General features: G+C 39.0%; 25 protein-coding genes. 6 read left to right on the top strand and 19 right to left on the bottom strand.

Features of this window, described 5'->3' with window-relative positions; all coding sequences use genetic code 11:
- Nucleotides 1-108 precede the first annotated feature (108 nt).
- Nucleotides 109-1,065: a Gfo/Idh/MocA family protein gene (locus tag BO15_RS0107245; protein ID WP_033153676.1), complete on the bottom strand. Its 957-nt coding sequence runs from the start codon at nucleotides 1,063-1,065 to the stop codon at nucleotides 109-111.
- 16 nt (nucleotides 1,066-1,081) lie between these two features.
- Nucleotides 1,082-2,125 (bottom strand): 16S rRNA (cytosine(1402)-N(4))-methyltransferase RsmH, encoded by a 1,044-nt coding sequence (gene rsmH / locus BO15_RS0107240; RefSeq protein ID WP_033153673.1) that lies wholly within the window; start codon nucleotides 2,123-2,125, stop codon nucleotides 1,082-1,084.
- 161 nt (nucleotides 2,126-2,286) lie between these two features.
- Between rsmH and BO15_RS0107235 the strand changes: the two genes are divergently transcribed.
- Entirely contained in the window at nucleotides 2,287-2,892 is a 606-nt protein-coding gene (locus tag BO15_RS0107235) for an HAD family hydrolase (RefSeq protein WP_033153671.1), read from the top strand.
- A 26-nt stretch (nucleotides 2,893-2,918) separates the two neighbouring features.
- Here BO15_RS0107235 and BO15_RS0107230 read toward each other — a convergent pair whose 3' ends face one another.
- Nucleotides 2,919-4,403 (bottom strand): DUF1846 domain-containing protein, encoded by a 1,485-nt coding sequence (locus BO15_RS0107230; RefSeq protein WP_033153670.1) that lies wholly within the window; start codon nucleotides 4,401-4,403, stop codon nucleotides 2,919-2,921.
- A 211-nt stretch (nucleotides 4,404-4,614) separates the two neighbouring features.
- On the opposite strand from BO15_RS0107230, the gene BO15_RS0107225 reads away from it, so the two are divergent.
- Nucleotides 4,615-5,256, top strand: a complete 642-nt coding sequence (locus BO15_RS0107225; protein ID WP_033153668.1) for a DUF4867 family protein — start codon at nucleotides 4,615-4,617, stop codon at nucleotides 5,254-5,256.
- A gap of 29 nt (nucleotides 5,257-5,285) precedes the next feature.
- Here BO15_RS0107225 and BO15_RS0107220 read toward each other — a convergent pair whose 3' ends face one another.
- On the bottom strand, nucleotides 5,286-6,788 hold the full coding sequence (locus BO15_RS0107220) for an alanine/glycine:cation symporter family protein (RefSeq protein WP_330372007.1): 1,503 nt from the start codon (nucleotides 6,786-6,788) through the stop codon (nucleotides 5,286-5,288).
- A 211-nt stretch (nucleotides 6,789-6,999) separates the two neighbouring features.
- Here BO15_RS0107220 and BO15_RS0107215 point away from each other — a divergent pair, with 211 nt between their 5' ends.
- Nucleotides 7,000-8,361, top strand: a complete 1,362-nt coding sequence (locus BO15_RS0107215; RefSeq protein ID WP_033153663.1) for an MATE family efflux transporter — start codon at nucleotides 7,000-7,002, stop codon at nucleotides 8,359-8,361.
- Here BO15_RS0107215 and BO15_RS0107210 read toward each other — a convergent pair.
- The 6 genes from BO15_RS0107210 to BO15_RS0107185 all read right to left on the bottom strand — a co-directional run bounded on the left by BO15_RS0107210 (nucleotide 8,358) and on the right by BO15_RS0107185 (nucleotide 13,381).
- On the bottom strand, nucleotides 8,358-9,233 hold the full coding sequence (locus BO15_RS0107210) for an aldose 1-epimerase family protein (protein ID WP_033153661.1): 876 nt from the start codon (nucleotides 9,231-9,233) through the stop codon (nucleotides 8,358-8,360). The two genes, BO15_RS0107215 and BO15_RS0107210, sit on opposite strands and share 4 nt — an antisense overlap.
- Nucleotides 9,234-9,252: 19 nt before the next feature.
- Complete coding sequence (locus BO15_RS0107205) at nucleotides 9,253-9,735, bottom strand: GNAT family N-acetyltransferase (RefSeq protein WP_033153659.1); 483 nt, start codon at nucleotides 9,733-9,735, stop codon at nucleotides 9,253-9,255.
- A 381-nt stretch (nucleotides 9,736-10,116) separates the two neighbouring features.
- The gene (locus BO15_RS0107200; protein WP_033153657.1) at nucleotides 10,117-10,644 is read right to left on the bottom strand and encodes a cysteine hydrolase family protein; all 528 of its coding nucleotides are present in this window, start codon (nucleotides 10,642-10,644) and stop codon (nucleotides 10,117-10,119) included.
- Between the two features lie 14 nt (nucleotides 10,645-10,658).
- Entirely contained in the window at nucleotides 10,659-11,075 is a 417-nt protein-coding gene (locus BO15_RS0107195; protein ID WP_033153655.1) for a DUF523 domain-containing protein, read from the bottom strand.
- A gap of 65 nt (nucleotides 11,076-11,140) precedes the next feature.
- Nucleotides 11,141-11,941, bottom strand: coding sequence for a hypothetical protein (locus tag BO15_RS0107190; protein WP_033153653.1), 801 nt, complete (start codon nucleotides 11,939-11,941; stop codon nucleotides 11,141-11,143).
- Nucleotides 11,942-12,379: 438 nt separating this feature from the next.
- Nucleotides 12,380-13,381, bottom strand: a complete 1,002-nt coding sequence (locus tag BO15_RS0107185; RefSeq protein ID WP_033153651.1) for an HD domain-containing phosphohydrolase — start codon at nucleotides 13,379-13,381, stop codon at nucleotides 12,380-12,382.
- A gap of 84 nt (nucleotides 13,382-13,465) precedes the next feature.
- On the opposite strand from BO15_RS0107185, the gene BO15_RS0107180 reads away from it, so the two are divergent.
- Nucleotides 13,466-14,086: an Hpt domain-containing protein gene (locus BO15_RS0107180; protein WP_033153649.1), complete on the top strand. Its 621-nt coding sequence runs from the start codon at nucleotides 13,466-13,468 to the stop codon at nucleotides 14,084-14,086.
- A 5-nt stretch (nucleotides 14,087-14,091) separates the two neighbouring features.
- On the opposite strand, the gene BO15_RS13180 is transcribed toward BO15_RS0107180, so the two are convergent.
- The 9 genes from BO15_RS13180 to guaA all read right to left on the bottom strand — a co-directional run bounded on the left by BO15_RS13180 (nucleotide 14,092) and on the right by guaA (nucleotide 23,488).
- On the bottom strand, nucleotides 14,092-16,497 hold the full coding sequence (locus tag BO15_RS13180) for a response regulator (RefSeq protein ID WP_052169827.1): 2,406 nt from the start codon (nucleotides 16,495-16,497) through the stop codon (nucleotides 14,092-14,094).
- Nucleotides 16,498-16,649: 152 nt separating this feature from the next.
- Nucleotides 16,650-16,952 (bottom strand): Dabb family protein, encoded by a 303-nt coding sequence (locus tag BO15_RS0107170; protein WP_033153647.1) that lies wholly within the window; start codon nucleotides 16,950-16,952, stop codon nucleotides 16,650-16,652.
- 28 nt (nucleotides 16,953-16,980) lie between these two features.
- Entirely contained in the window at nucleotides 16,981-17,334 is a 354-nt protein-coding gene (locus tag BO15_RS0107165) for an arsenate reductase family protein (protein ID WP_033153646.1), read from the bottom strand.
- Nucleotides 17,335-17,349: 15 nt separating this feature from the next.
- Nucleotides 17,350-17,985: a methylated-DNA--[protein]-cysteine S-methyltransferase gene (locus BO15_RS0107160; protein ID WP_033153644.1), complete on the bottom strand. Its 636-nt coding sequence runs from the start codon at nucleotides 17,983-17,985 to the stop codon at nucleotides 17,350-17,352.
- Nucleotides 17,986-18,000: 15 nt separating this feature from the next.
- Nucleotides 18,001-18,672, bottom strand: coding sequence for a methyltransferase family protein (locus BO15_RS0107155; protein WP_033153641.1), 672 nt, complete (start codon nucleotides 18,670-18,672; stop codon nucleotides 18,001-18,003).
- Nucleotides 18,673-18,696: 24 nt separating this feature from the next.
- Nucleotides 18,697-19,524, bottom strand: coding sequence for a deoxyribonuclease IV (locus BO15_RS0107150; RefSeq protein WP_033153639.1), 828 nt, complete (start codon nucleotides 19,522-19,524; stop codon nucleotides 18,697-18,699).
- A gap of 50 nt (nucleotides 19,525-19,574) precedes the next feature.
- Complete coding sequence (locus BO15_RS0107145) at nucleotides 19,575-20,453, bottom strand: SPL family radical SAM protein (protein ID WP_033153637.1); 879 nt, start codon at nucleotides 20,451-20,453, stop codon at nucleotides 19,575-19,577.
- 66 nt (nucleotides 20,454-20,519) lie between these two features.
- A complete protein-coding gene (locus BO15_RS0107140) occupies nucleotides 20,520-21,317 on the bottom strand; it encodes a hypothetical protein (RefSeq protein ID WP_033153634.1) in 798 nt (265 codons plus the stop codon).
- A 623-nt stretch (nucleotides 21,318-21,940) separates the two neighbouring features.
- On the bottom strand, nucleotides 21,941-23,488 hold the full coding sequence (guaA, locus tag BO15_RS0107135; protein ID WP_033153633.1) for a glutamine-hydrolyzing GMP synthase: 1,548 nt from the start codon (nucleotides 23,486-23,488) through the stop codon (nucleotides 21,941-21,943).
- Between the two features lie 127 nt (nucleotides 23,489-23,615).
- On the opposite strand from guaA, the gene BO15_RS0107130 reads away from it, so the two are divergent.
- Both BO15_RS0107130 and trkA read left to right on the top strand, forming a co-directional pair.
- Nucleotides 23,616-24,116, top strand: a complete 501-nt coding sequence (locus tag BO15_RS0107130; protein ID WP_033153630.1) for a hypothetical protein — start codon at nucleotides 23,616-23,618, stop codon at nucleotides 24,114-24,116.
- Nucleotides 24,117-24,182: 66 nt separating this feature from the next.
- A complete protein-coding gene (trkA, locus tag BO15_RS0107125; RefSeq protein ID WP_033153628.1) occupies nucleotides 24,183-25,571 on the top strand; it encodes a Trk system potassium transporter TrkA in 1,389 nt (462 codons plus the stop codon).
- Nucleotides 25,572-25,575: the final 4 nt, after the last annotated feature.

Genomic DNA, 25,575 nt, shown 5'->3' with positions numbered 1-25,575 from the left:
TCAGCCTCAACCATAAAAAGCCTTTCGTAATAAATCTTTAAAGATAAAATATGCTAAAACAAACACACCGTTTATTTTAGCATATTAATTGTATAAAACTGTGAATTATTAATTCGTTTTTTCGATAATGCTCATTACCTGCGCACTGCATTTTAGCAATTTTTCATTGGCTTCAAAATCCTTCTCCTGAATGATGCGCTTGAATTCTGCAAATTCAAAGTAAAGTCTATGACTTCCATCCGAAAGAGAAACCTCTTTTGTTTCTGTATCAGCATCATTGAAAAGAACATCGTATTCTGTCATGCCATTTACGTGAGGGTAAATACAGATTGTTGCATCTACACCCTGGATTGTTGATGGACCAGGCGCCATACAATCCTTGGCTCCAATACAAAGAACCTTGAAATTGCCATAGTCTGCAGTAAGTACGCCGCTTGTATCAACGCCCTTTTCCATATTAGCATCATATCGAACTGATTTTGGCTCTCCAAAAAGACCAACCATTGCAGATATGTTGTAGACATTTAAATCCCTAAGGGCACCTCCATCATGGGCAGGGTCAAACACCGCTGGCACCATTTCTCCACTGTGGAACTTGCCATATCTGCTAGACATCTGGCTGTAGTTGAATACACAAAGCTTTAAATCTCCAGCTAACTTAACATCCTGCTGCAGCTGCTTGTAAGCTGGCATATGGTAAATACTCATAGCCTCAAAATACATAACCTTATTAGCCTTCGCTAAATCTACAAGCTCCTGAAACTCAGCAAGGGTCTTTGTAACAGGCTTTTCGCAAATAACATGCTTCTTTGCCAAAATAGCTCTCTTTGAGTATTCATAGTGCAAATCATTAAGTACACCTACGTATACAACGTCAACGTCAGACTTAAGCATTTCATCATAGTCCGTAAATACGGTATCTAAATGATATTTTGCTGCCATGGCATCCAGCTTATCTTTGCTTTTCTCTCTGCCACAAATATAAATCTTTTCAAACTCAATCTCGTCAATAAACGAAAGCACTTCCCCAACAATAACACCGTTTCCTGCTATTCCTAAAACCATTATTCTCCTCACTTTCTTACTGTTTTATTGCCCATCTCATCTTGGTAGATTTACTTCTAGGATTGATTCTGCATTCCTCCGCCGATGGACGTATCACATCTGAAGAAACATCAGCATACACTCCCGCTTTCTTCAATTCCTTAAATGATTTCTTTACAAGTCTATCCTCTCCTGAATGGAAGGTAAGGATGGCAACTCTGCCCCCTGGCTTTAAAATCCCTGGTAGTTTTTCAAGGAATGCGTATAACACTTCAAACTCGCTATTAACGTCTATACGAAGTGCCTGGAATACTCTGGCACAGCTCTTTTTAATAGCCTGGTCCTTTTCATCCTTTGGGACCTTCCAAAGTGCCTCTGCAATTGCCTCGCGGAGCGTTGTGGTGGTGTCCATAGGATTTCCTTTTGCCATAAGTGTAAACACCTTGTGTGCGATTTCCTCAGCATATGGCTCGTCAGAATTCTCTATCATCATTCCAACAAACTCTTCTTCAGTGATGTTGTGAAGACGTTCTGCCGCACTTTCACCATGAGCAGGGTCCAGTCTTAAATCCAACGGACCATCTATCTTATAAGAAAAACCACGCTCTGGATTATCAATCTGCATTGAAGATACTCCTAAATCTGCAAGAACAAAATCAAACTGGCCTGCTTCCTCGGCTACCTTATCTATGTTTGCAAAATTGATAAGTCTAAACTGAAAATTGTCCTCTCCAAATCCGGCTTTGCGCAAACGCTCCACAGTTTTTGCAGATTCGATTGGATCCACATCCAAACCGTACATAATACCCTGGCCCTGAAGCTGCTCCAGCATTTTTCTGGTGTGGCCACCATATCCAAGGGTACAATCCAGCCCCTGCTGTCCTGGCTGTATCTGCAAGAAATCCAGAATTTCCTGCACCATAATAGAAATATGCATGCCAGCAGGTGTTGAGCCTTTGCTTATTACATGCTCAATTGTATCTGCATATTTTTCAGGATTATGCTCCTTATATTTTTCCTCAAACTTCTTTGGATATTTTCCTGAGTAATGAACTCGTCGTTTATGCTTTTTTTCTTCCATATTGCTCCATGTTTCTATCTATATTTCAAATTAATTCATCTTCTAAATTATAATATAAGGTCTTAAATAGTATCAATAGGATTGAAAGAGCCACAGTAGTTTTGCTAAACTATTAGCTGATGTTTTAATTTTTGACTTCCGCGTATGAAAGGGGAATTATCATGATAAAAACTATTATTTTTGATATTGGTGGAGTCCTTATCGGCTATGATTGGACTGCATATATGATGAAGGAATTTAATAACGATGCTGAGCTAGTTGAGCGAATCAAGGCTAATGTCTTTGGTGATAAATGGGCCGAGGTTGATAGAGGCGTTCTTACAAATGAAGAATTGGTAGCCTCTTTTATAAAGGATGCCCCTGATATAAAGGATGAAATCATTCATTTCTGGGAGACTGCTGGTGATGCACTTTGGCAGTACGACTTTGCAAAGGATTGGATTCGCGACTTAAAAAGTCGTGGCTATCAGCTGCTTTACCTTTCAAACTGGTCTTCTCACATGAGGGAAGGCGCACTAAAGCAACTTGATTTTCTTCCAATGCTTGATGGAGGTGTATTTTCATACGAAGAAAAGCTAATCAAACCAGACCATGCCATCTATAATCGTATAATCGAAAAATATAATTTAGTTCCTGAGGAATGCGTATTTATTGATGACAGCAAACCAAACGTAATCGCTGCCAGAGAATGCGGTTTGAATGCCGTATGGGCAAAGGACAAGAATCACGAAATTGCCCTTAAAGAATTAGAAGCTCTTTTGCAATAAAAGAGCTTCTATTTTTTTCTATTAAATTAGCTGTGATAAAGCTTGTTGCCTTCGTAACGTGGCTCACATGTAAGGTGAACCCCAAGCTGCTTAAATACACCTACGTCTACAGAAGAAAGAATAACTGATGAATGTACCTCTGCACCTTCCATCATTGGAATGCAATCATATGCCTTCTTTGCATTTTCGTTGCTGATTGATTCCATTGAAAGGGCAATAAGAAGCTCATTCAAATGAAGGTGTGGATTGTGGTCACCTAAATGCTTTGTCTTAAGATTCATAATAGGTGTAAGAATCTCAGGTGAGATAAGCTTAATCTCATCAGGGATGCCTGCCAAATGCTTTAATGCGTTAAGCATCATAGCTGATGAAGCACCAAGCATCTGAGAAGTCTTACCTGTGATAATCTGACCATCTGGAAGCTCCATAGCTGCGCATGGTACTCCAGTCTGCTCTGCCTTGATGTTTGCTGCAGATACAACTGGTCTGTCGGCTACTGAAATGCCTGCCTTTTCCATTAAAAGCTCAAGCTTCTGAATAGCTGAATCACTTCCATCGCCCTTGCGCTTTGCAACTATAGCTTCATAGTAACGACGGATGATTTCCTGGTTTGATGCGTTTCTGCAAACATCATCATCCACAATTGCGTTTCCTGCCATGTTTACACCCATGTCTGTAGGTGACTTGTATGGAGATTCCCCAGAAATCTTTTCAAACATTGCCTTAAGAACTGGGAATACTTCAACATCACGGTTGTAGTTAACAACAGTCTCTCCGTATGCGTCAAGATGGAATGGGTCAATCATGTTGACATCATTCAAATCTGCTGTAGCAGCCTCGTAAGCAAGGTTTACAGGATGGTTAAGTGGTAAGTTCCAGATTGGGAATGTTTCGAACTTAGCATATCCTGCTTTTACGCCACGCTTTGACTCATGGTAAAGTTGAGAAAGGCATGTAGCCATCTTTCCACTTCCTGGGCCAGGTGCTGTGACAACTACAAGTGGACGAGTTGTTTCAATATAGTCATTCTTTCCAAATCCCTCATCAGATACAATGAATGGAATGTTTGATGGGTAACCTGGAATGATATAGTGTCTGAATACCTTAAGACCAAGGGCTTTAAGCTTTTTCTCGTATGCTACTGCTGATGGCTGCTCTGCAAACTGAGTAAGAACAACAGAACCTACATAAAGGCCATAGCTTGTAAAGGCATCGATAAGTCTGAGAAGATCCATATCGTATGTGATACCGATATCTCCACGAACCTTGTTTTTCTCGATATCGCCAGCCTTGATAGCGATTACGATTTCTGTTTTGTCTGCAAGCTCCTTGAGCATAGTGATTTTGGCATCCGGCTTAAATCCTGGCAAAACTCTTGACGCATGGTAATCGTCAAAAAGCTTTCCACCAAACTCAAGATAAAGCTTTCCACCAAATTGATCGATGCGCTCTCTAATTCTTTTTGATTGCATCTCTGTGTACTTTTCGTTACTGAATCCTAATTTTCTCATATTTTCCTTCTTCTAAATAAAATCAAATGATTGAAATGTATCTTTTAATGGCTATAAGTTTACCATGGATGGGCTTTTAATCCAATAATTTTAGTATAAAAACAAATCAATTTTTAGCCACTAATAGTTAAATAATTGCTACGACAAATTGTTCTGCTCGTTATAGTATCTTATTAGGATTTAAGGTAAATAATGTACTAGGAGGATAATCATGGAAATTTTAAAAGTAACAGATCCAGAGTTTATAGGCTATGGTCGAATCATCGAGGGATATGATGCAGAAAAGAAAGCAATCATGGAGGCTTTAAGAGACAACACTCCTATTCCAGAGGGCACAGAATACGTTGCCGAGGAACCAGCCCTCCAGAGCTTAGCTGCTGCAGACAAGATTACTAATTCCCTATTTGGTGGCTCTCCAATGCAGTTTGGTTGGTGCAACGGTCACAACACAAAGCTCAACTGCCTTGAGTATCACCGTTCAAGTGAAATCAACATGGGAGCTACAGATTTCATCCTTCTTCTTGCAAAGAGAGAGGAAATCGTTGATTACAAGCTTGATTCTAGCAAGGTAAAGGCTTTCTTCTGTCCAAAGGGCGTAATGATTGAAGTTTATGCTACTGCTCTTCACTATGCTCCATGTCAGGCTCACAAGGATTCGGGATTCCAGGTTTTAGTTGGCCTTCCAAAGGGCACAAATGTTGGCAAGCCAGAGTTTACTGCTGACAATAAGGAGGATACTCTTTTGACAGCCACAAACAAATGGCTTCTTGCTCACGCTGAAAGCTCTGAAGCAAAGGATGGCGCTTGGGTTGGTATTACAGATGAAAACATCGATATCGCTGCCGACATCTAACATCTAAATAGGCATAAAAAAATGGCGGATTAAACCGCCATTTTTTTTATCTCTTCTTCATGGACTGTCTGAATATGATCCAATGCTGAAAGCATAGGCTTTACATCCTTATGAAAAATCTTTCTTTGAACATAGTTTTGAGTAATCTTCATAACTGTTCCGCTAAGTGCAAGCACACCGATAAGGTTTGGAATAGCCATCATACCATTGAGAGTATCTGAAATATCCCAGGCAAGGCTCAAATCCATAGTAGCTCCTACTACGATAAAGGCTACGAAAATCACCTGATAAATCTTTACATTCTTTCTACCAAATAAGTATTCAAATCCTTTGCTACCATACTGGCTCCAGCCAAGTGTTGTTGAGAAAGCAAAGAGCAAAATCGCAATTGCGATAAATGCATATCCAAACTTGCCAAATACTGTTGAGAAGGCTTCTGCCACAAGGGCTGTTGATACCTGGTCTGAAATAACTGCTCCTGTTTCCAAATCTACAAGTCCACTTGAAAGAACCGTAAATGCGGTAATCGAACATACGATAATTGTATCTGCAAATACTTCGAAGATTCCCCACATTCCCTGAACTACTGGTTCTCTGACATTCGAGCTGGAATGAACCATTACAGATGAACCAAGACCTGCTTCGTTTGAGAATACACCTCTCTTCATTCCCCACTGAACAGCCATGGCAACGCCACTACCTACAATACCACCGCCAACAGCTCGCATACCAAATGCTCCCTTTATAATAGAAGTGAATACCGATCCTGCCTGATCAATATGGACAATACAAACGATTAACGCACCAATTAAATAGATAACAGCCATGAAAGGCACTAGTTTTTCTGTAACTGATGCGATTCTCTTAAGACCGCCAACAATAACAAGACCGCCAAGAATCATAAGAAAGATACCAGTTGCAATAGCTGGGATTCCAAAAGCAGATTTGATATTTACTGCAATTGAATTTACCTGTCCCATGTTTCCAATACCAAAAGATGCTCCGATACAGAAAACGCTGAACAAAACAGCAAGCCCTGAGCCCACATGTCTCATGCCCTTTTTAGAACCAAGACCATCTCTCAGATAATACATGGCACCACCGCACCACTCATTTCTCTCGTTTCTTCTTCGATAATAAATGCCCAACACATTTTCTGAGAAGTTTGTCATCATTCCAAAGAATGCAACAATCCACATCCAGAAGATGGCACCAGGGCCACCGGATGCAATAGCTGCTGCAACACCGGCAATATTACCTGTTCCGATTGTAGCTGCAAGTGCTGTACAAAGACTTTGGAACTGAGAAATCTGAGTATCCTCTTTTTCTGTGTGTGCTGTAACATGTGAGTCCTTGAAAATACCACCGATAGTATTTTTAATCCAATGCTTGATGTGAGTAATCTGGAAAAACTTGGTCAGACAAGTCATCAGAATACCAGTACCCACTAAAAGAATGAGCATTGGCAAGCCCCATACGAATCCATTTACTGCACTATTAACCTTTTCTACGATTGATAAAACTCTTTCCACAGGCATATCTCCCTTTACATCTTATTTGGCCAGTTGCGTCTCGTGCGGACATTTGTCTTCCTACGCAAGACAATTTTAGATATATTCTAACGCTTCACCAAGCTAAAGTAAAGTATTTTTTTATTCTTATTATTTTGTTAGCAATTATTGCTAAGACATCCCTTGAAAATGTAGATATAATGTGGAAAAAGTGCCATAAGGAGAGCTATATATGTCCAGCAAAAACATTACAGATATGACCCAAGGAAACCCAACTAAACATCTTCTGTTGTTTGCCCTTCCAACCCTTATTGGCAATATCTTTCAGCAAATATACAACCTTGCAGATTCTATCATCGTTGGCCGATTTGTAGGTGCAAACGCTTTCGCTGCTATCGGTGCCACCAGTTCTATCACATTTCTATTTTTTGCCTTGTGTAACGGAATAGGCGGAGGCGGCGGAATTGTTGTTTCCCAATTTTACGGTGCACACGAGGATTCCAATGTCAAAAAATGCATTGTAAATACCGCATTAATCATGCTTATAGTGCCTCTTGTGATAGGTATTTTGGGCTTTATTTTTGTTCCTCAATTTTTACGAATTCTAAGCACACCTGAAAATATTCTTTTTGATGCCATTTCCTACACTCGATATATGTGCGTAGGTTTGCTTTTTGTTTCTTTATACAATTTTCTATCCTCTATGCTTAGAGCTCTTGGGGATTCCAAGACACCTTTATATTTCTTGATTTTCTCAATCGTTTTGAATATCACACTAGATATCATTATGGTTTGTATTCTTCATAAAGGTATTCAGGGTGCAGCACTTGCTACTATTATTTCTCAATTAACATCAGTTATTCTATGTAGCATCCATGCCTATAGAACAAATCCGTATTTCCGTTTTACATGTGATGACATTCAGCTTTCACGACAGATGTGTTATAAGGTTATTCGCCTTGGTGTACCTATGTCTATCCAATTTGGATTGATAGCAATCTCATCAATGGCAGTTCAAAGAATAGTAAATTCCTACGGCACTATAGTGGTTGCCGCTTTCACTGCTACAAACAGAATTGAGCAATTAATACATCAGCCATATACAACACTTGGCACCTCAATTTCTACCTTTAGCGGGCAGAATTTCGGTGCCAAGAAAAATGATCGTGTACTATCAGGATACTATTCCGGAATTCGTATCATGATTATACTAACGCTGTTTTTAATTTTTATAATGCAGTTCTTTGGCCGTACCATCACTGGGCTTTTTGTAGAGGATGAAGCCATCATCTCGCTTGGTGCCATGGGCCTTCGAATTACCAGCCTATTTTATCTGGCACTTGGAATGATTTATGTCATTCGTGGAGTCCTAACTGGAATAGGTGATGCCTTCTTTTCATTGTTCAATGGAATTGTTGAGATCATCGGCCGTTTCACCATCCCTGCATTGTTCTGCAGTTATCTGGGTTTTGGCGAAGCAGGCATTTGGATTTCTTCAGGCGTTGTTTGGCTCATTAGTGGCGTTACTGCATGGATTAGATACCTTACCTACTTTAGAAGCAAGATTTCCATTGAAACAGATATCTCTATTTAAAATACTTGAATATCAAAGCTTACCTGGAATATGTCTGTGATACTTAACGCATTTCCGTATTCACGTTCCTCTAATTTTTGATTGAAGCCTACTCTATCGCATCTGCCATACCATGGCTCGATACATACAAATGGTGCATGCTTTCCTACTGGGGACCATACACCAAATAGTGGTGCATCAAACTTAACTGCTATTACAGCCTGACCGTTGTCATCAATGAGTGTCACCTTGTCTGATTGTCTATCCTCAATGATAAGAGCGTCTCGGCTGAAAAGCTCATCTGACATTCCAAGGACTCCATTTTCAAGCTCAAACTGCTTCTGCTCATCTCCTAAACAGCCACTTCCATCATCTGCAATGATATTTGCGGTAATCTTTGCATTAGGCTGATTGTCTTTTTCGAATCGGAGTGTATAAGTGTCTAAATCACAATTAAATGCTGGATGTCCGCCAATCGAGAAGTACATAGTTTCTTCGTTTGGATTTTCAACCTTCCATTCAACATTTACAGTATCATTTTCCAATCTGTAAGTGATTACAAGTAGGAATGAAAATGGATATTTCTTTCTTGATTCTTCGTTATCTTTAAGTAAGAAAACCAGCTCATTTTCAGTCTGTCTGCCAAGCATAAAATCCATATCTCTGGCAAAGCCGTGCTGCCCCATTTCATATGTCTGGCCATTGTATACTGACTTTTTCTGATAGTAATTTCCTACAAGCGGGAAAAGCACTGGCGCTGTACGTCCCCAATATGCAGCATCTGCCTGCCACATAAGCTCCTTCCCATCAGCTTTTCTAATAAGTGATTTAATCTCTGCTCCATGCTCAGCAACTGTAAGCTTTATTTTGTCATTTTCTAATGTGTAGTTCATAGTATATTATCCTTCCAAATTATAATTCCATCTCGTAACAAAGCATTGGCTGCTCATACAACTCACATTCACCCACCTTATTAAATGGGAATGCAGAATAACATTTAAGTGCCTTAAGATTATTTCTATTCACCAGAAAATGAAGACTCTTATAGCTTCTATTTTTCAACTCTTCCAAGCCTTTTTCAATCATTTCTTTAGCCAAGCCTCTACCTTGGCAATCTGGGCTAACCGCAAGCCGCGAAAGCTCTCCACCTGGCTGCAATTCATCTGTCCAGCAATCTAAATTGTTAACAGAATCATCGTCATCTATTGAAATAGTAGCAATTATCTTGCCCTCTTCTCTCATTACAAGCAAAGCATCCCTGGATAAATCAAAATCTATCTCTTCCATTGCAGGATAGTATTCATTCCAAGGGCAATATTCCCTACCAAGCTGGGATTTATAAAGTTTAAGAATCTCCTCTTTGTCTTTTACTGTAGCTTTTTCTATTACTCGCATGTTGGCCTCCCTTTCTTGCTAGACACATTATGTCATTTTGTGTCTGTTCTATCAAGAATTAGTCTTCAAATCCTGTTATTTTGATTCTATTTTCAAAATCCTACGGTTGAAATTTCTTTTTTGTTGTTTCAACCGTAGGATTTTCTTTTAAACACCAAAAAACCTACGGCTAATTTTTTAAAGTCTAAAAACTAGCCGTAGGTCAATTTGTGTCACTACGGTTGGGTTTACAAATCTCCTAAATCAGCCGTAGATTAAACTTGTTTTCAATAATCTTTTGTAATTTATCTACGGACGAGAATTCGAAATTACATTTTCAACCGTAGTATTTTGAGAATAATTGAATTTTTAAGTCCAAATCCAGCTATGTCATTATTATAATCACTTCTCTCTCAACATCTGCTCTGCTTCCTCAACAGCTACACAGTCTGCAAAACGTTTTGGCCACATCATCTCGTTATAATATCTATAAGTTGTCTCAGCATCCATGTAGTTATTATCAAATGTAGAATTGCATCCGGCTGGAACAATAACCTGGTAGCCTCTATCAAAGGCTGACTTTACTGTGGCATCTATGCAAAAGTTTGTCTGGAGGCCCACTATCATAAGTTCCCTTGTGCCTTTCCGCTCTAGATAAGATGCAAAGTCTGGATTACCAAAGCAGCTATTCACTGTCTTGGTAAAAATCTTCTCACTGCCTATTGGCGCAACCTGATCTGCAATTTCATAATCCTTATCTCCTACAGAGAAACCTGAACCTGGGCCGTCGTCATGCTGTACATAAATGACCTCCACATCATTCGCTCGTGCCGTCTGTATCAATCTTGATGTGTTTTCTATAAACTCCTGATAATTATATAATCTTTCGTCTGTAATTCCCTTTTGTACATCAATAACCAGTAAAACCATTATTGCCCCCGTTTCTATAAGTCAGCCACATCTACTACTTTTATTCCATTTTGCTTGAGAAGCTCAACAAACACGCCATTTCCAGGTATTAGATTTCCTGAAAAAGTACCATCATAAATAGTATTAACGCCACAGGATGGACTTCTTGATTGTAGTATCACAAGCTCTGCTTGTTTATCTATTAGTATTTGCAAAGCCTTCATTGCACCAGCTCGAAATTCTGCATCTACAGAACTACCATCCTTGTGCTTTACAACACCATCAACTATTTCCGCTGATTTCCTTGGTGTAGGAAGCCCTCCTAAAACTTCAGGGCAAACAGAAATAACCTCATGCCCCTTTACATATTCCAGGGTCTTTTCACTATAATTATTGCCCCCATTGTATTTACAATTCTCGCCTAATAAACATGCACTAACGCCTATGACCATGTAAGTATTCTCCTCTTAATTTCTAGGCGCATTATGGCATTTGTTGTTTATCAAGTCAACACTTGTTAAATGCAATAATTCACTATATTGTGTATAACATCCTTACTATTAAGCGGAATTTCACTTGTTTCCATAGATAAAATCAAATTATCCCCCAAATGATAGCCACTTCTGCTGTAATCATAAATCTTAAGCATATTCTTTTTGGCATAATCTACGTTATCAATTAACCCTAAGTGCTCCCAATAAATAGTCTTTCTCTCTCTTACATTAAGAACTGCAAAATCCGGGTATACGATATGTCCGATAGAAAGCTCTAAATACGGTTCGTATACGTAAGGCACGTTATATTTTTCAAACAAATCAGCTATTATCTTTTCTGACTTTGATCTAACTCTTTCCCCATTATTTGTTTGGATTTTACCATCCTCAAAAAATGTGTTTTGATTTCCGGCGTGTTCCAGCTTCCAGCGTTCTATATACATTTCATCTGTTTCTACAATTGGAACAACTATATTTCGCTTGCTCAATGGAAGCTTATTATAAATAGAATGAATATCTTCAAAGTCACATCTTTTAATAGTCTTTTCTATTTCCTTTTCCATTTTCTTAAGCTTACTATTAACTGCCACCTCGTAGTCACGCTGTATTATTTTCTTTACCAGTGTATATTCATCGTTCTTCGCATATTTACTTTCACCTGTTTCAGGATCTACAAAATAATACTGAACGCAGTTATTGCTTGTTGATGACCTAATTCTCTTATTAGGAAGCCCCCTATACTTAGCTAAATTCTTTTGAGATTTCTGCAACAACTCATTTATTGCCGTCTGTTTTTCTATTAATAATTCTTTACAATCTTTCATATACTCTATTTCCTATAAAAAATATTAGATTTTCGATTTCCCTACGGTTGAGATTAGTTTTTTGTAATCTCAACCGTAGCGATTTCTTCAAATCATCAAAATACCTACGGCTATTATTTAAACTTGCAAATCTTAACCGTAGGACACCAACTGACACTACGGTTGTATCTACATAAACGCAGTAATAGCCGTAGGTAAAACTCATAATCGCTACTGCTGTTCTTTATTACTACGGTCGAAAAATAGAAATACTAATTTGAACCGTAGTATTTTCGTAAAATTGGGATTTTATCTCCGAAAAACAAAAAAGAAGTTTCAAAATGTTATATGAAAAAGCGAATTAAAAAGATATTTGTATAATATAACGTCAGAATTCAGATTTGTCAACAACTAGCTCCAATATTCCCGCATCAACTGCCCTATACAAGCCTAATTCGCTTATACATCTGGGAACGCCCCTTCATCAATCATTTCAATCATAATATCTGCAAACTTAGGGTCAAACTGGGAGCCTTTGCCCTTTTCTATCTCTCCGCGGACCACTTCAACTGGTAGTGCTCCTCTATAGCTTCTGGTACTGGTCATGGCGTCATAGGCGTCGGCCACTGCGATGATTCTGGCTTCCTCAGGAATGTCCTCACCTGAGAGCCCCTCTGGATAGCCCTTTCCATCGTATCTTTCATGATGCCATTTAGCGCCTGCTGCAAGCTCAGGCATTTCCTTTATATTCCCCAAAATCTTCCCACCAATGCCTGGGTGCTTTTTAATCTTGGCAAACTCTTCGTCTGTAAGTCTTCCTGGCTTGTTAATAACTTCATCAGGAACTCCGATTTTTCCAACATCATGAAGAAGCCCCATCATAAAAATTTGCTCCTGGTGCTTCTCATCATAACCATATCTTCGAGCTATCTCTTTTGAAAAAACTGCTACTCGTCCTGAATGGCCTTTCGTGTAATTGTCTTTAGCATCTATAGCGTCTGCAAGGCTCTCTACTACGTGAAGGAAAAGATTCTCATTCTCTCTTGTTTTCTCTTCCACCATGCCCTCAAGATTTCGTTGGAGTCGGATAAGCTCCACAGCATGCTTCACCCTAAGCACCAGCACGCTTGCCACAAAAGGCTTTCTGATAAAATCCATTGCACCAAGAGACAGCCCCTTTGTCTCTGTGTCCTCATCTTCGTTGCCTGTAAGGAAAATCACAGGGGTATCCCTCCACCCAGCTTCACACTTTTTAAGCTCCTTAATAACTTCAAAGCCATCCATTTCAGGCATACTGATATCCATAAGGATAAGGTCCGGCGCCTGATTATCCCTGGTGTAATCCAAAAGGGCCTTTCCGGATTTCAAAACTACTACTTTGAGCCCAGAGCTTGTAAGAGTGTTCCATGCTTTTTTTAAAATTATAGGATCATCGTCTACAACTACAATCTGTGGAATCATTTTTTGCCTCCCCAATGTAATCCTCCTGCTGGTTTATACCGGATTTTAATAGTGGTATACTCTACTTATGGAGGAGTACGATTTATGAATATTAATATACCTGGTATTGATGTAAAAAAAGCTATCAAAAACGCTGGTTCAGAGGAACTCTTTATAGAGCTTCTCGGTGATGTATATAAATTAATGGATGACAAGGTCGCTTCAGTAGAATCCAACCTTGCATCAGGTAATATCACAAACTATACGGTCGATGTACATTCCCTAAAAACTACCTGCCGCATGATTGGAGCCATGGAGCTTGGCGAGGATTTCTTTACTTTGGAAAAACTCGGCAAGGACAATGACGTGGAGCAAATCAAGGCCCTTACACCAGGTGTTTTAGATGCCTTTAAAGGACTCAAACCTTATCTTGAGCCATTTGCGTTAAATAGCCTTGTGCCTCAAAAAAGTTTTGATAAAGAAGCCCTGTCAAATATTCTAAATATGCTCATCGCTGCTGTGAACGACTTTGATTTAGGAAACGCCGAAGATGCTGCAAAACAGCTTCTTTCCTATAAATGCGCTGAAGCTCTTTCAGCTCAAATCAAAGACTTGGATAAGCTTGTTTCTAATTTGGATTACGATGAAGCAAAGGAGCTTGCCATGAAAATCCAAAACTCCCTTAAAACCTGCTCTATTGGAAATGAGCCTTATTTCTGTTCTTAATATAGCTATTCATGCTCGTTTTCTTCATTATTACTAAACTTAGTAAAAATCGGATAATCCATCAGTATCAAATCTATTTCATGGGTCTTCAAATAGGAAGAAGCTTGCCTTATGGATTTGGCAACAGCAACATCATAGCTTTCTGATAGGCGTGCCGATGCTTTACGCAAAAAATCTATATCCTCATTTACAACAAGGATGCTTTGCATCTTTTCGCTCTCTGGAGGACGCACCAAATCCGGTGACAAATAAGTAAGCAACATATTCTCTAGCTTTACTGTATCTATAGGCTTTGTAATGTAATCGTCAAAACCTGCATTTATATACATTTCTCGCATGCCAGATACCGCATTTGCAGTAAGGCAGACGATTGGTGTTTTAGCATTCAATGTGTCCTTACATTCTTTCATTTCTTTAATAGTTTCAATTCCATCCTTATCAGGCATCATGTGATCCAGGAAAATCACATCATACCTATTTTGCTTATATAGAGCAAGGCAAGCATCGCCGCTTTCTGCAGTGTCTATCTGTATTCTAGTTTCCCTGAGAAGATTTACGAACACCTTAAGGTTGATTACATTATCATCAACCACCAAAACTCTAGCATCGGGAGCCACAAACTGTACTTTATATTGCTGTCTTTCCCTAAGAAAGCTCTTATATGCTGAGTCGAACTCTCCTAAAGGCTCCCATTGCACAACCTTTTGCTTTAGATCAAATGAAAATACCGAGCCTTTTCCATACTCACTTTCTACCTGAATTCTGCTGCCCATCATATTTAGAAAGCTTTGAGCAATAGCCATTCCAAGACCAGTTCCTTCTATGTTACGATTCTTCTTTTCATCAATTCGCTCAAAGGCTACAAATAGCTTATCCAAATCCTCTTTTTTTATTCCGATTCCAGTATCTTCCACGCTTACATGAAGCATTACATAACCCGAATTCTCTTTACATTCACTGCTTTTGATTGAAAATGTGACACTCCCCTCCTTGGTGTATTTCACTGCATTTGAAAGAATATTGGTGATGACCTGCTTAATCCTTATCTCATCACCATGTAAACACCGTGGAATATCAGGGTCCACGTCTAATCTAAAATCAAGGTTCTTCTCATCCGCCTTCTTCTGAACCATATTAACAATGTCATTTAAGAGTGAAGCACAATTGTAGTCCACCTCCATAATTTCCATTTTTCCTGCTTCAATCTTTGAAAAGTCAAGAATATCATTTATGATTCCAAGGAGTGTATTGCCTGCTGCCCTAATATTTTCAGAGTACATTGCTATTACATCATCTCGACTGTCTCGTAGAATCATTTCATTCATGCCAATTATGGCATTCATTGGGGTCCTAATATCATGAGACATTGTGGACAAAAAATATGATTTTGCTTCGTTCGCCTGATTTGCAGCCTCAGCCGCCACAGTTAGTTTTCGGTTAAAACTTAGAAGTATCATCAGGTTAAAATACAGAAGAATCATAAGTCCTAAGGTAACAATTCCTAGACTCTGCCAGTCAATAGATCTGTTAACTATAAGCTCAGATGCAGGAATGTAAGCTACCAAGAACCATGAATCCAAACCTGTTAAAGGAGTGTAGGCAATCACACAGTCCTCATCTTTTGAATTGTGAATGTGCATTGAGCCAATATCTGTGCGAATTGACTCTAATACATTGTTATATTCCTGAACTGACATAGGATTATAGGTTTTGAAATACTCAAAAAAATTGTTATTCTCCATAGACTTTCCATGGATCATATAATCTCCATCCCAATCAATTAGAGATATTTCAACATTCTCATATTCACCCTTCAAAAATACCAATTTTTGCTCAAGACGACTTACAGGAACTACACGGATAATAAGGGCCTTTCTCACATCGCCAGTTTCACTATCCAAAACCTTTATGTTATTTAAAAATGCAATTGACTGAACACCATTTAATGGATTGGTGTATGCACTTGTTAAATTTACTGCACCATCTGCATTGCTTACCTCAAGGTTGTCAAAAATATTAATATGGGAATAATTCACAGAGTAATCCGACGGATCTGTAGAGCTGGCGGTTGTAGATATGCCCGCCATAGAACCGTCGTCAATATATATTAGATGTCCTGATATTTCAGGAGATATTTTCGCTTTTCGAATATAAGAAATAGCCTCATCAACTGTCATCGGAGTCCCAGCCTCCTCTGATCTATTGATATAATTGGCCCAAATATCACATAGATGCTGCTCGTCCGCCAAGTAATTGACGACGATTTGCTCTGTTGTAGTTGTCATTTTTTCAAAAGACGCAATTGAAGCTAGGTTTGATTCTTTTGCCCTGTCATTGGCATATTTTGCGATAATGAAAAGAATCAAACCTACTATCAAAATATTAATGATAACAATATATCTTTTCTTCAATTCTCATCCCCTGTACATAAAAGCAACAATCTACATAATAGTGTACAAGTTAATTATATCATTTAACATATAGAAAATTTGTTAAGAAATCTTTAATTATGACTTCTTGCTGACAGAAAAATGAAATTGCCAGCAAGAAGTCATGCATATTTCTAAATTTCAAAATCCAGGCAGCTTCTGATTTTAGTGTATGGTCTAACCTTCCCATCCGCTACAGCAACATGCTCAGGATGTACCGCATAGCCCTTGAGAGCCTCTTCACTTTCAAATGTAGAATCAAGCATCAAATCAGCATTTGAGCTAGCAAGACCATTGATGTTGACCTTGATATCAATCATTCCTGGAATCTTTCCTGCCAATTCCTCTAATCCTTCTTTGATGCCAAGCTTTACCTGCTCCTTTTCCTCAGCTGAAAGCTCATCTTTAAGTGTCCATAAAATAATGTGTTTTACCATGTCGTCTCTCCTTTTATAAGTTGTTTCGTTACTTAAGTGCCTGTGCCCACTCGGCCTCTTTGAAGCCCAGAAGAACTGTATCATCAGTAATAACAAGCGGGCGTTTTACAAGCATTCCATCTGTTGCCAAAAGATCAAGCTGCGCTTCTTCACTCATATCTGGAAGCTTCTTTGAAAGCTCCATCCCTCTATAAAGCTGGCCGCTTGTATTGAAAAATTTCTTAAGAGGCTGACCACTTTTTTCATATGCTGCTTTGAGAGTAGCTTTGTCTGGATTGTTGCCTTTGATATCAATTAAATCATACTTGATTTTATTATCATCAAGCCACTTCAGAGCCTTCTTACAAGTAGTGCATCTTTCATAACAATAAACTTTAATCATATTCGTAACCTCCTATTATTTTGCATCCAAATCAATTCCAAACTTGCCAAGATCTACCTTTCCGTTTTGAACCGTAATTCCATCTGCCTCTAATAGCTTCTCCTGAACCCCAGCTCCACCAAAAACGTACTCATCTGCCAGCTCACCTTTGGAGTTTACTACTCGATAGCAAGGAATGTTTTCAAAATCTGGATTTTTGTGTAAAGCATTTCCCACAGCCCGGCTCATTTTAGGATTGCCTGCCATAGCAGCCACCTGACCATAGGTGGCAACCTTGCCCTGTGGGATTCGTTTTACTGCTTCGTATATACGTTTTGTAGGGGAATCTGTCACCAAATCATAGCTTTCTGCAATCATGCGTTTAACATCATCGTCAGGAATGCTTCCATCTAAAATCACAGTGTTCCAATGTTCCTTGTTCTGGTGATATCCAGGGATAACCGCATCATAGGTACGCCTCCAGAAATCTCTCCATTCAGGGTCACATTTCAAATTCAAACAAATCTGCCCGTCTTTTTCATATGACCAAAGGAACGCCTTTTTGCTTGGCTTCACTCTGATAAGCTGCCAATTTGGATCATGAAATGGTGCCTCCTGATATGTGTATGGAAATGTAAGGCCGTAACTTAATGCTTCCTCTCTGGTTTTCATTTTACAGTCCTCCTTTTACCACAGAAATGGAATAATTCTATATTTTACACGTTCTTTGTATTGCTTGTATCCATCAAGTCCCTCTTCTAGTACCTTCTCCTCATTTCTAATACGCTTTGCAATGATTGGAAGATATACAAGCATTATTACAAATGAAAAAATAGAGCCTAGGATAATTGGCATAGATAAAAATAGTAGAACTGTTGCCATATACATAGGATGGCGGACGATTCCGTAGAGGCCTGTGTCTACTACCTTCTGGCCTTCCTGCACTTCTATGGTTCTTGAAAGATATTCATTTTCCCTAAGTACTTCGGCATACAGCGCATAGGCTAACAAAAAAAGTACCGTGCCTAAAATCGTCACCCACGCTGGAAGCACTAGCCACGAAAATCTGAAATTTAAACCTGCAATTATGAATGAAGATAAAAACATCAAACCGCTGAACAAAACCACCTCTTTTTGCTCCAGCTGTTCTTCCTTTGCGTTAAGTCGCTTTCGCAAAAGAGATGGATTCTTCTTCATCAAAATCAAACCGGCTACAAACATAGGGATAAAAAGGACTGCCATAAAAAGCCACGCCTGCCAAAAGGCAAAGCTTCCTGCCGCTGGAAAAAGCAATAATCCCACTAAGAGCACGCCTGAAAAAAATTTAATCAGTGCCGAAATCAGTAATTTTTTTGTCATAACTCGCCCCCAATCTGCTTTTACCTACATCCAACTATTTACAATCGCTATTTCTTCTTTATATCCTGCATCATCATTTGGTGTTTCCAAAATAAATGGAAGATTTTGCAGAACCGGATGTGTTGCGATTCGTTTCATAGCTTCCATACCGATGTAGCCCTGGCCTAACTTTTCATGACGGTCTTTTGCAGCACCGCATTCATTTTTACTGTCGTTGAAATGTATCGCCTTTAATCTATCCAAACCGATGATTTTATCAAACTGTGTAAGGACCCCGTCAAGGTCATTTACAATATCGTAGCCACCATCCCAAACATGGCAGGTATCAAGGCAAACACCCAGCTTATCGCTAAGTGTGGTGCGGTCAATAATCTCTTTTAATTCCTCAAAAGTTTTGCCCACCTCTGAGCCTTTACCAGCCATAGTCTCTAAGAGCACTGTAGTCTGCATCTCAGGGAAAAGTGATTGATTCAAGCCATCCGCAATCTGCTGAATTCCTGTTTCTGGCCCTTGGCCAGTGTGAGAACCTGGATGGAAATTGTAATATTGATTTGGAACCTGTTCCATTCTCTGCAAATCCTGCTTAAGCATATCGAGAGCGTTCGCTCTAGTCTCTGGTTTCGCCGAGCAAAGATTCATGGTATAGCTGGCATGTGCCACAAGTGTACCGAATTTCTTCTCCTGCAGTATTTGCTGGAGCTTTTCAACATCTTCCGGCTCTATATCCTTTGCTTTTCCACCACGTGGATTTCTTGTAAACCATGCAAATGTGTTTCCTCCAAATTCTACCATCTGGCGTCCCATTGCTTCATATCCGTTTGTCACTGACAGGTGACAGCCTATGTATATCATTAAAAATCTCCTTAGTTGTCTTTTTTTCGATGAGCTTGTTTTACAATTGATTATACCAAATCTAGCGTCAGCTGTTCATATCTCTCAGGCAAATCATTCAAGTAGCTAAAGCAATCATCAGGTTTATAAAGAATCTTATGTGCTTTACAAGTATCCTCGAAAAGTTGCATTAGTTTTTTGTTGTTAGGGCTTGGTACATTATATGAATTGCCATAGGTTCTAATGTATTTTTCTTTCAATCCTGGGAAATTTTTATCCAATGCCTCATAAAAATACTCCCTGTCACCTTCCCTCAGGGTCACGCCCATATCAAAACAAATAATGCCCTTCACACCTACGCGAATACATTCTTCAAGTATCGCATTTACGTTTTCTTCTGAATCGTTTATAAAAGGCAGTATTGGTGTGAGCCAAACCACTGTTGGAATACCACGCTTTTGCATCTCCTCTAACACCTGTATTCTGCGCTTTGTATTGCAGACATTGGGTTCTATAATAGCGCACAGGTCATCGTCGTAAGTGGTCAATGTCATCTGCACTACAGTCTTTGCCTTCTGATTGATTTCATCCAAAAGATCAATGTCCCTAAGAATCCTATCGGACTTTGTCTGAATCGCTAAGCCAAATTCATATTTAGAAATGATTTCTAGGCATTGTCTTGTGAGCTTTAACTGCTCTTCGCAGTGCATATATGGATCTGACATGGAGCCTGTGCCAATCATACATTTTTTTCTTTTTGATTTAAGCGTGGCCTCTAAAAGCGCTGGAGCATTGTCCTTCACCTCAATATCCTCAAAGGCATGGGTAAACTGATAGCATTTGCTTCTGCTATCACAATAAATACAGCCATGGGTGCAACCACGATAAATGTTCATGCCGCATCGACCGTTATTTGCAGTTAATATCCCCTTCGCATTTACGAAATGCATTTGTTACCTCCTGCCTTCCTCATTATTAATCCGCATTATAACAATATTGTGAATTGCCGTCCATATCTACAACAAAAACTCCCGTATTTTCTCTTCAACAAGTCTAACATCAATTGGTGCATCTGATGACTCCATAGTTGTGATCAAGTCCCTGCCTTGTAGATAGCCATTTTTCTCATATTCTTGTATCTTCTTGAAATTCTTTGTAGCATAATCCATATCCGAAAGAATCCCTAGATGTTCCCAATAAATAGTCTTTCTTGTAATTGTATTCAATGCAACAAAGTCAGGATATACCGTACTATAGCCCAGTTCTAACATCGGCTCATATTGATAAGGAACATTATACTTATCTAAAGCATCAGCAATAATCTTTTCCGACTTTGATCGTACCATCTCTCCTCGGTTTGTCTGATATAAACCTTCTTCTGGGAATGGATTCTGCTGCCCCGGATGTTTTTCTAGCCATTTTTGAATATATATATCATCAGGCTCTATTAGTGGGGTTACATATCTTTTCCGTCCCTCATTCAAATTGTCATATACATCCGTTAATTCTTTTATATCATATAGACTAATAAACTTATCTATACGTTTATGCAATATCTTTAATTTCTCATTTAATGCAAGTTCATAATCTTTTTGAATATATTTTCTAATAGCTTTCTCATCCTCAGCCCCCATATACTTTCTTATGCCATTCATCTTATCAACATAATAATATTGAAAATTTCCACGGCATCGAGATACATGAATCTGCCCATTGCCTAAATCCTTGTACTTAGATACATTTCTATTAGAGCGCTTTATAAGAATATTTAGCTCTTGTATCTGTTCTTCTAACTTCTTTTTATGATTTTCCATTACTCCTCCACGTCAATTATTTTGTTAATACATCCTTGCCTATTCTAAAGCTCCACATTTCAAATAAGTTGTTGCCCTATACAGTTTTTTTAGAAATCCCCTCCCAAAAAACTGTATTGAAATTTTCTGTTTACATAAATGTACAGTTATTTTTTATCTCTTGTGATAAATAACTGTACAACAAACCGCTCATTTTAGACTTAAACAGTGTTTTCTGGCTATAGCATAAAAATCACTGTCGATATAAATAAACCATGACAGTGTTTTTAGATGACAGCATCAAAAAAACTGTATCATCATAATCTAAGCTCTTTTCGCTTTTATTAGCGTACAGTTATTTTCATAAAAAACCGTATAATCACTGTACTTCTGCTATTTCATTCTCTTTCCAACTGTGAAAACTGTGGCGAATTGCCAAATAAGTGATAAAAATAGAACACTTTTCATAACTCGAATGATAATATAACGTCCAAAAGTAACTTTGTCAATACCCAATCCTGAAAAGCTAAATGATGAGCCAATCTATCTACAAATCAAATACCAGATATTGTCATTTTATTGTCACTAGACAATAAAAAAGCCCTGAGGACATTGAATTCTCAATGTCCTCAGGGCAATAAACTCTACTCTAATTCCACTGTTCCAGGTGGCTTACTTGTCAAATCATACATTACGCGGTTGACGCCCTTAACCTCGTTGATGATACGGCTCATAACTCGCTGAAGAACCTCAAAAGGAATCTCTGAAGCTTCTGCTGTCATGAAGTCTACTGTTTCAACGGCGCGAAGTACTACTGCATAGTCGTAAGTACGCTCGTCGCCCATGACACCTACTGAGCGCATGTTTGAAAGTGCTGCAAAGTACTGGTCTGGAAGCTTTGCAAGACCTGCCTGTGCAAGCTCTGTACGATAAATATAATCAGCATCCTGAACTATGCGAACTTTTTCTGCTGTAACTTCGCCAATGATACGAATACCAAGGCCTGGGCCTGGGAATGGCTGACGGAATACAAGGTATTCTGGCAATCCGAGCTCTAAACCGACCCTACGCACTTCGTCCTTGAAAAGATTTCGAAGTGGCTCGATGATTTCTTTGAAATCTACATAGTCTGGAAGGCCACCAACATTGTGATGAGACTTGATAACTACAGACTCGCCGCCAAGTCCTGACTCAACAACATCTGGATAGATAGTTCCCTGGGCAAGGAAATCCACAGTTCCGATTTTCTTAGCTTCTTCTTCAAATACACGGATGAATTCCTCACCAATGATTTTACGCTTGCGCTCTGGCTCTTCAACACCGGCAAGCTTTGCGTAATAACGCTCTGCTGCGTTGACACGAACAAAATTAATATCAAATGAGCCTTCTGGACCAAATACAGATTCTACCTCATCGCCCTCGTTTTTACGAAGAAGACCATGATCAACGAAAACACATGTAAGCTGCTTTCCAATTGCCTTTGCAAGAAGTGCTGCTAGAACAGATGAATCAACACCACCGGAAAGAGCAAGAAGCACTTTTCCTGAACCTACGCGCTCTCTAATTTCTCGGATTGTCTGCTCAACAAAGGAATCCATACGCCATGTTCCTGCTGTCTGGCAGATGTTTCTAACAAAGTTGTGGAGGATTTCTTTTCCACGAACAGTGTGGAGTACCTCTGGATGGAACTGAATAGCGTAAAGCTTTTTATCTTCACAAGCTGCTGCTGCAACAGGGCAATCATTTGTGTGTGCAATAATGTCAAACCCAGGTGCTACTGAAGAAATGTAATCAAAGTGGCTCATCCAAACAACTGTTGAATCCTCAACACCTGCAAAAAGAGTATCCTTTGATCCATCAATAAATGTCTCGGTTTTGCCATATTCACGAACTGGCGCTTTCTCAACCTTACCACCAAGAACATGCATCATAAGCTGTGCGCCATAGCAAAGACCAAGCACTGGAATACCAAGTTCAAAAAGTTCCTTAGTATAGGTAGGTGCCCCCTCCTCATAACATGAATTAGGACCTCCTGTCAGGATAATTCCTTTAGGATTCATCTCTTTAATTTGGTCGATAGGGGTACGATAAGAATAAATCTCACAATAGACATTACATTCTCTGACACGACGTGCCACAAGCTGATTGTATTGTCCGCCGAAATCAATAACAATGACTTTCTCTTGATTCATAGCAGCTCCTTATTAGATAAATTTTTCTAAAGTATAGATGAAATTTTCAAAATCTTCAACAAAAAAACTTAATATTAACAGGATTTCATTCGATACAATATTTAGATATGAAGAAAAAGGAGTTTTTATGAGTGTAAGCGTAACCAATTCATTAAGCATAAGATTGTTTTACAATCACTACGCATCGGTAGCAAGTGGCTCTACTAGAAAGAATTCTACCACTGGTACCCTTTCTTTTGCTGACGCTACTGCTCTGCGCAATGCCATAAGAAATCTCCAGGATTATAAATTTGAAGACGTAACCAAAAACCAGATTCAAGAAAAACTCAAAGCATTCACTGACACCATGAACAATACCCTTGAGTCTGCAGTTAAATATGGCAAAGGAAGCACTTCTGTAAAAAATGCAGCATCCACTATAAAAAATCTTAATACTCAATATGCTTCCGATTTGGCCAAGATTGGTATTACTGTAAATAAAGATGGCAGTATGTCACTATATGAAAATGCATCAAAAAACTACTCTGTCAGCAAGTTCTCAGAATTCTTTGATAAGGACTCCCAGTACTTAACTGATTTATATAGCGCAGCAAAACGTATTACTAGAAGAGTCGATGTGCGAATTTAACTTGAATTTTTGCCTCTATTAGACTACATTTATTATGTAATATTTTGTTTATTCGGAGGCAATAAAATGACTTTTGGTAAATCCTCAAAACGAGGACTTAAAATAATCATCGTAGGATGCGGTAAAGTTGGCCGTACCCTTGTTGATAGACTTTCTAAAGAGGGTCACGATATTGTAGTAATCGATCAGAAACAGGATCGAATCGATAATCTTACAAATCTATACGACATAATGGGAATTCAAGGAAACGGTGCCAGCTACAGCATTCAGGTTGAGGCTGGCATTAAAGATGCAGACCTCATTATTGCCGTTACAAACTCTGATGAGCTTAATCTACTATGCTGCACAATTGCAAAGCAGGTAGGTGACTGCGCTTCTATCGCCAGAGTTAGAAATCCAGACTATTCAAAGGAAATTTCATATCTTCAGGAGAAACTGGGTCTTGTTATGATTATCAACCCAGAGTTTGAAGCTGCAAGAGAGATTTCATCTATTCTCTCATTGCCATCTACCCTTGAAGTATCCTCATTCGCTCACGGTCAGGCTGAGCTTGTTGAGTTTGCCATTGAAGAGGGAAATGTTTTAGATGGCCTCACTATCAAGGATTTAAGCTCAAATATTTCCAGCAAGGTGCTGATTACTGCAGTAAAACGCGGCAGTGATGTTGTAATCCCATCCGGTGATTACACACTTAAGGCTGGAGATATCGTTTGTGCCGTTGGTGCTAGACGATTCGCCCGTACTTTCCTTAATGAAATCGGATTCAAAACTAGACAAGTGCGTGATTGCTTAATTGTTGGTGGTGGAAAATCTTCTTTCTACCTGGCAAAGCTTTTGCTTCAGGCCAGAATCAATGTACGAATCATCGAACGTGATAAGGAGCGCTGCGAGGAGCTTTCTGTTATGCTTCCAAAGGCCACTATCATAAATGGAGATGGTGGTGATGAAGCATTGCTTAGAGAAGAAGGAATCGAGTATGTAGAAAGCTTCGTTCCACTTACCGGAATCGACGAAGAAAACATTCTATTAACTCTCTACGCTAATCAGGTTAGCAATGCAAAGGTTGTTACAAAGGTTAATAGAATCAGTTTTGACAATGTATTATCACAGCTCAATTTAGGCTCAGTGGTTTATCCTCGACATATTACTGCCGAATCAATTATCGCTTATGTACGTGCAAAAAGTGCATCTGGCGATGGTGACGATATCCTTACACTCTACCATCTGTTTGATCAAAAGGTAGAGGCTATTGAGTTCAATATTAGTGAAAAGTCAAAGGCGACTGGAGTGCCATTCTCAGTTCTTCAGTTTAAGGATAATGTCCTTATCGCCTTTATCAACCGCAATGGTACAATCATCATCCCTAGCGGTTCTGACACTATTGAAGTTGGTGATACTGTAATGGTTGTTACAACTCACACTGGCTTCGGCACTATACTTGACACATTGAGGTAATCAA

It is taken from the genome of Pseudobutyrivibrio ruminis HUN009 (assembly GCF_000703005.1).
Classification (GTDB): domain Bacteria; phylum Bacillota; class Clostridia; order Lachnospirales; family Lachnospiraceae; genus Pseudobutyrivibrio; species Pseudobutyrivibrio ruminis_A.
This window is presented reverse-complemented; position numbering and strand designations above follow the sequence as displayed.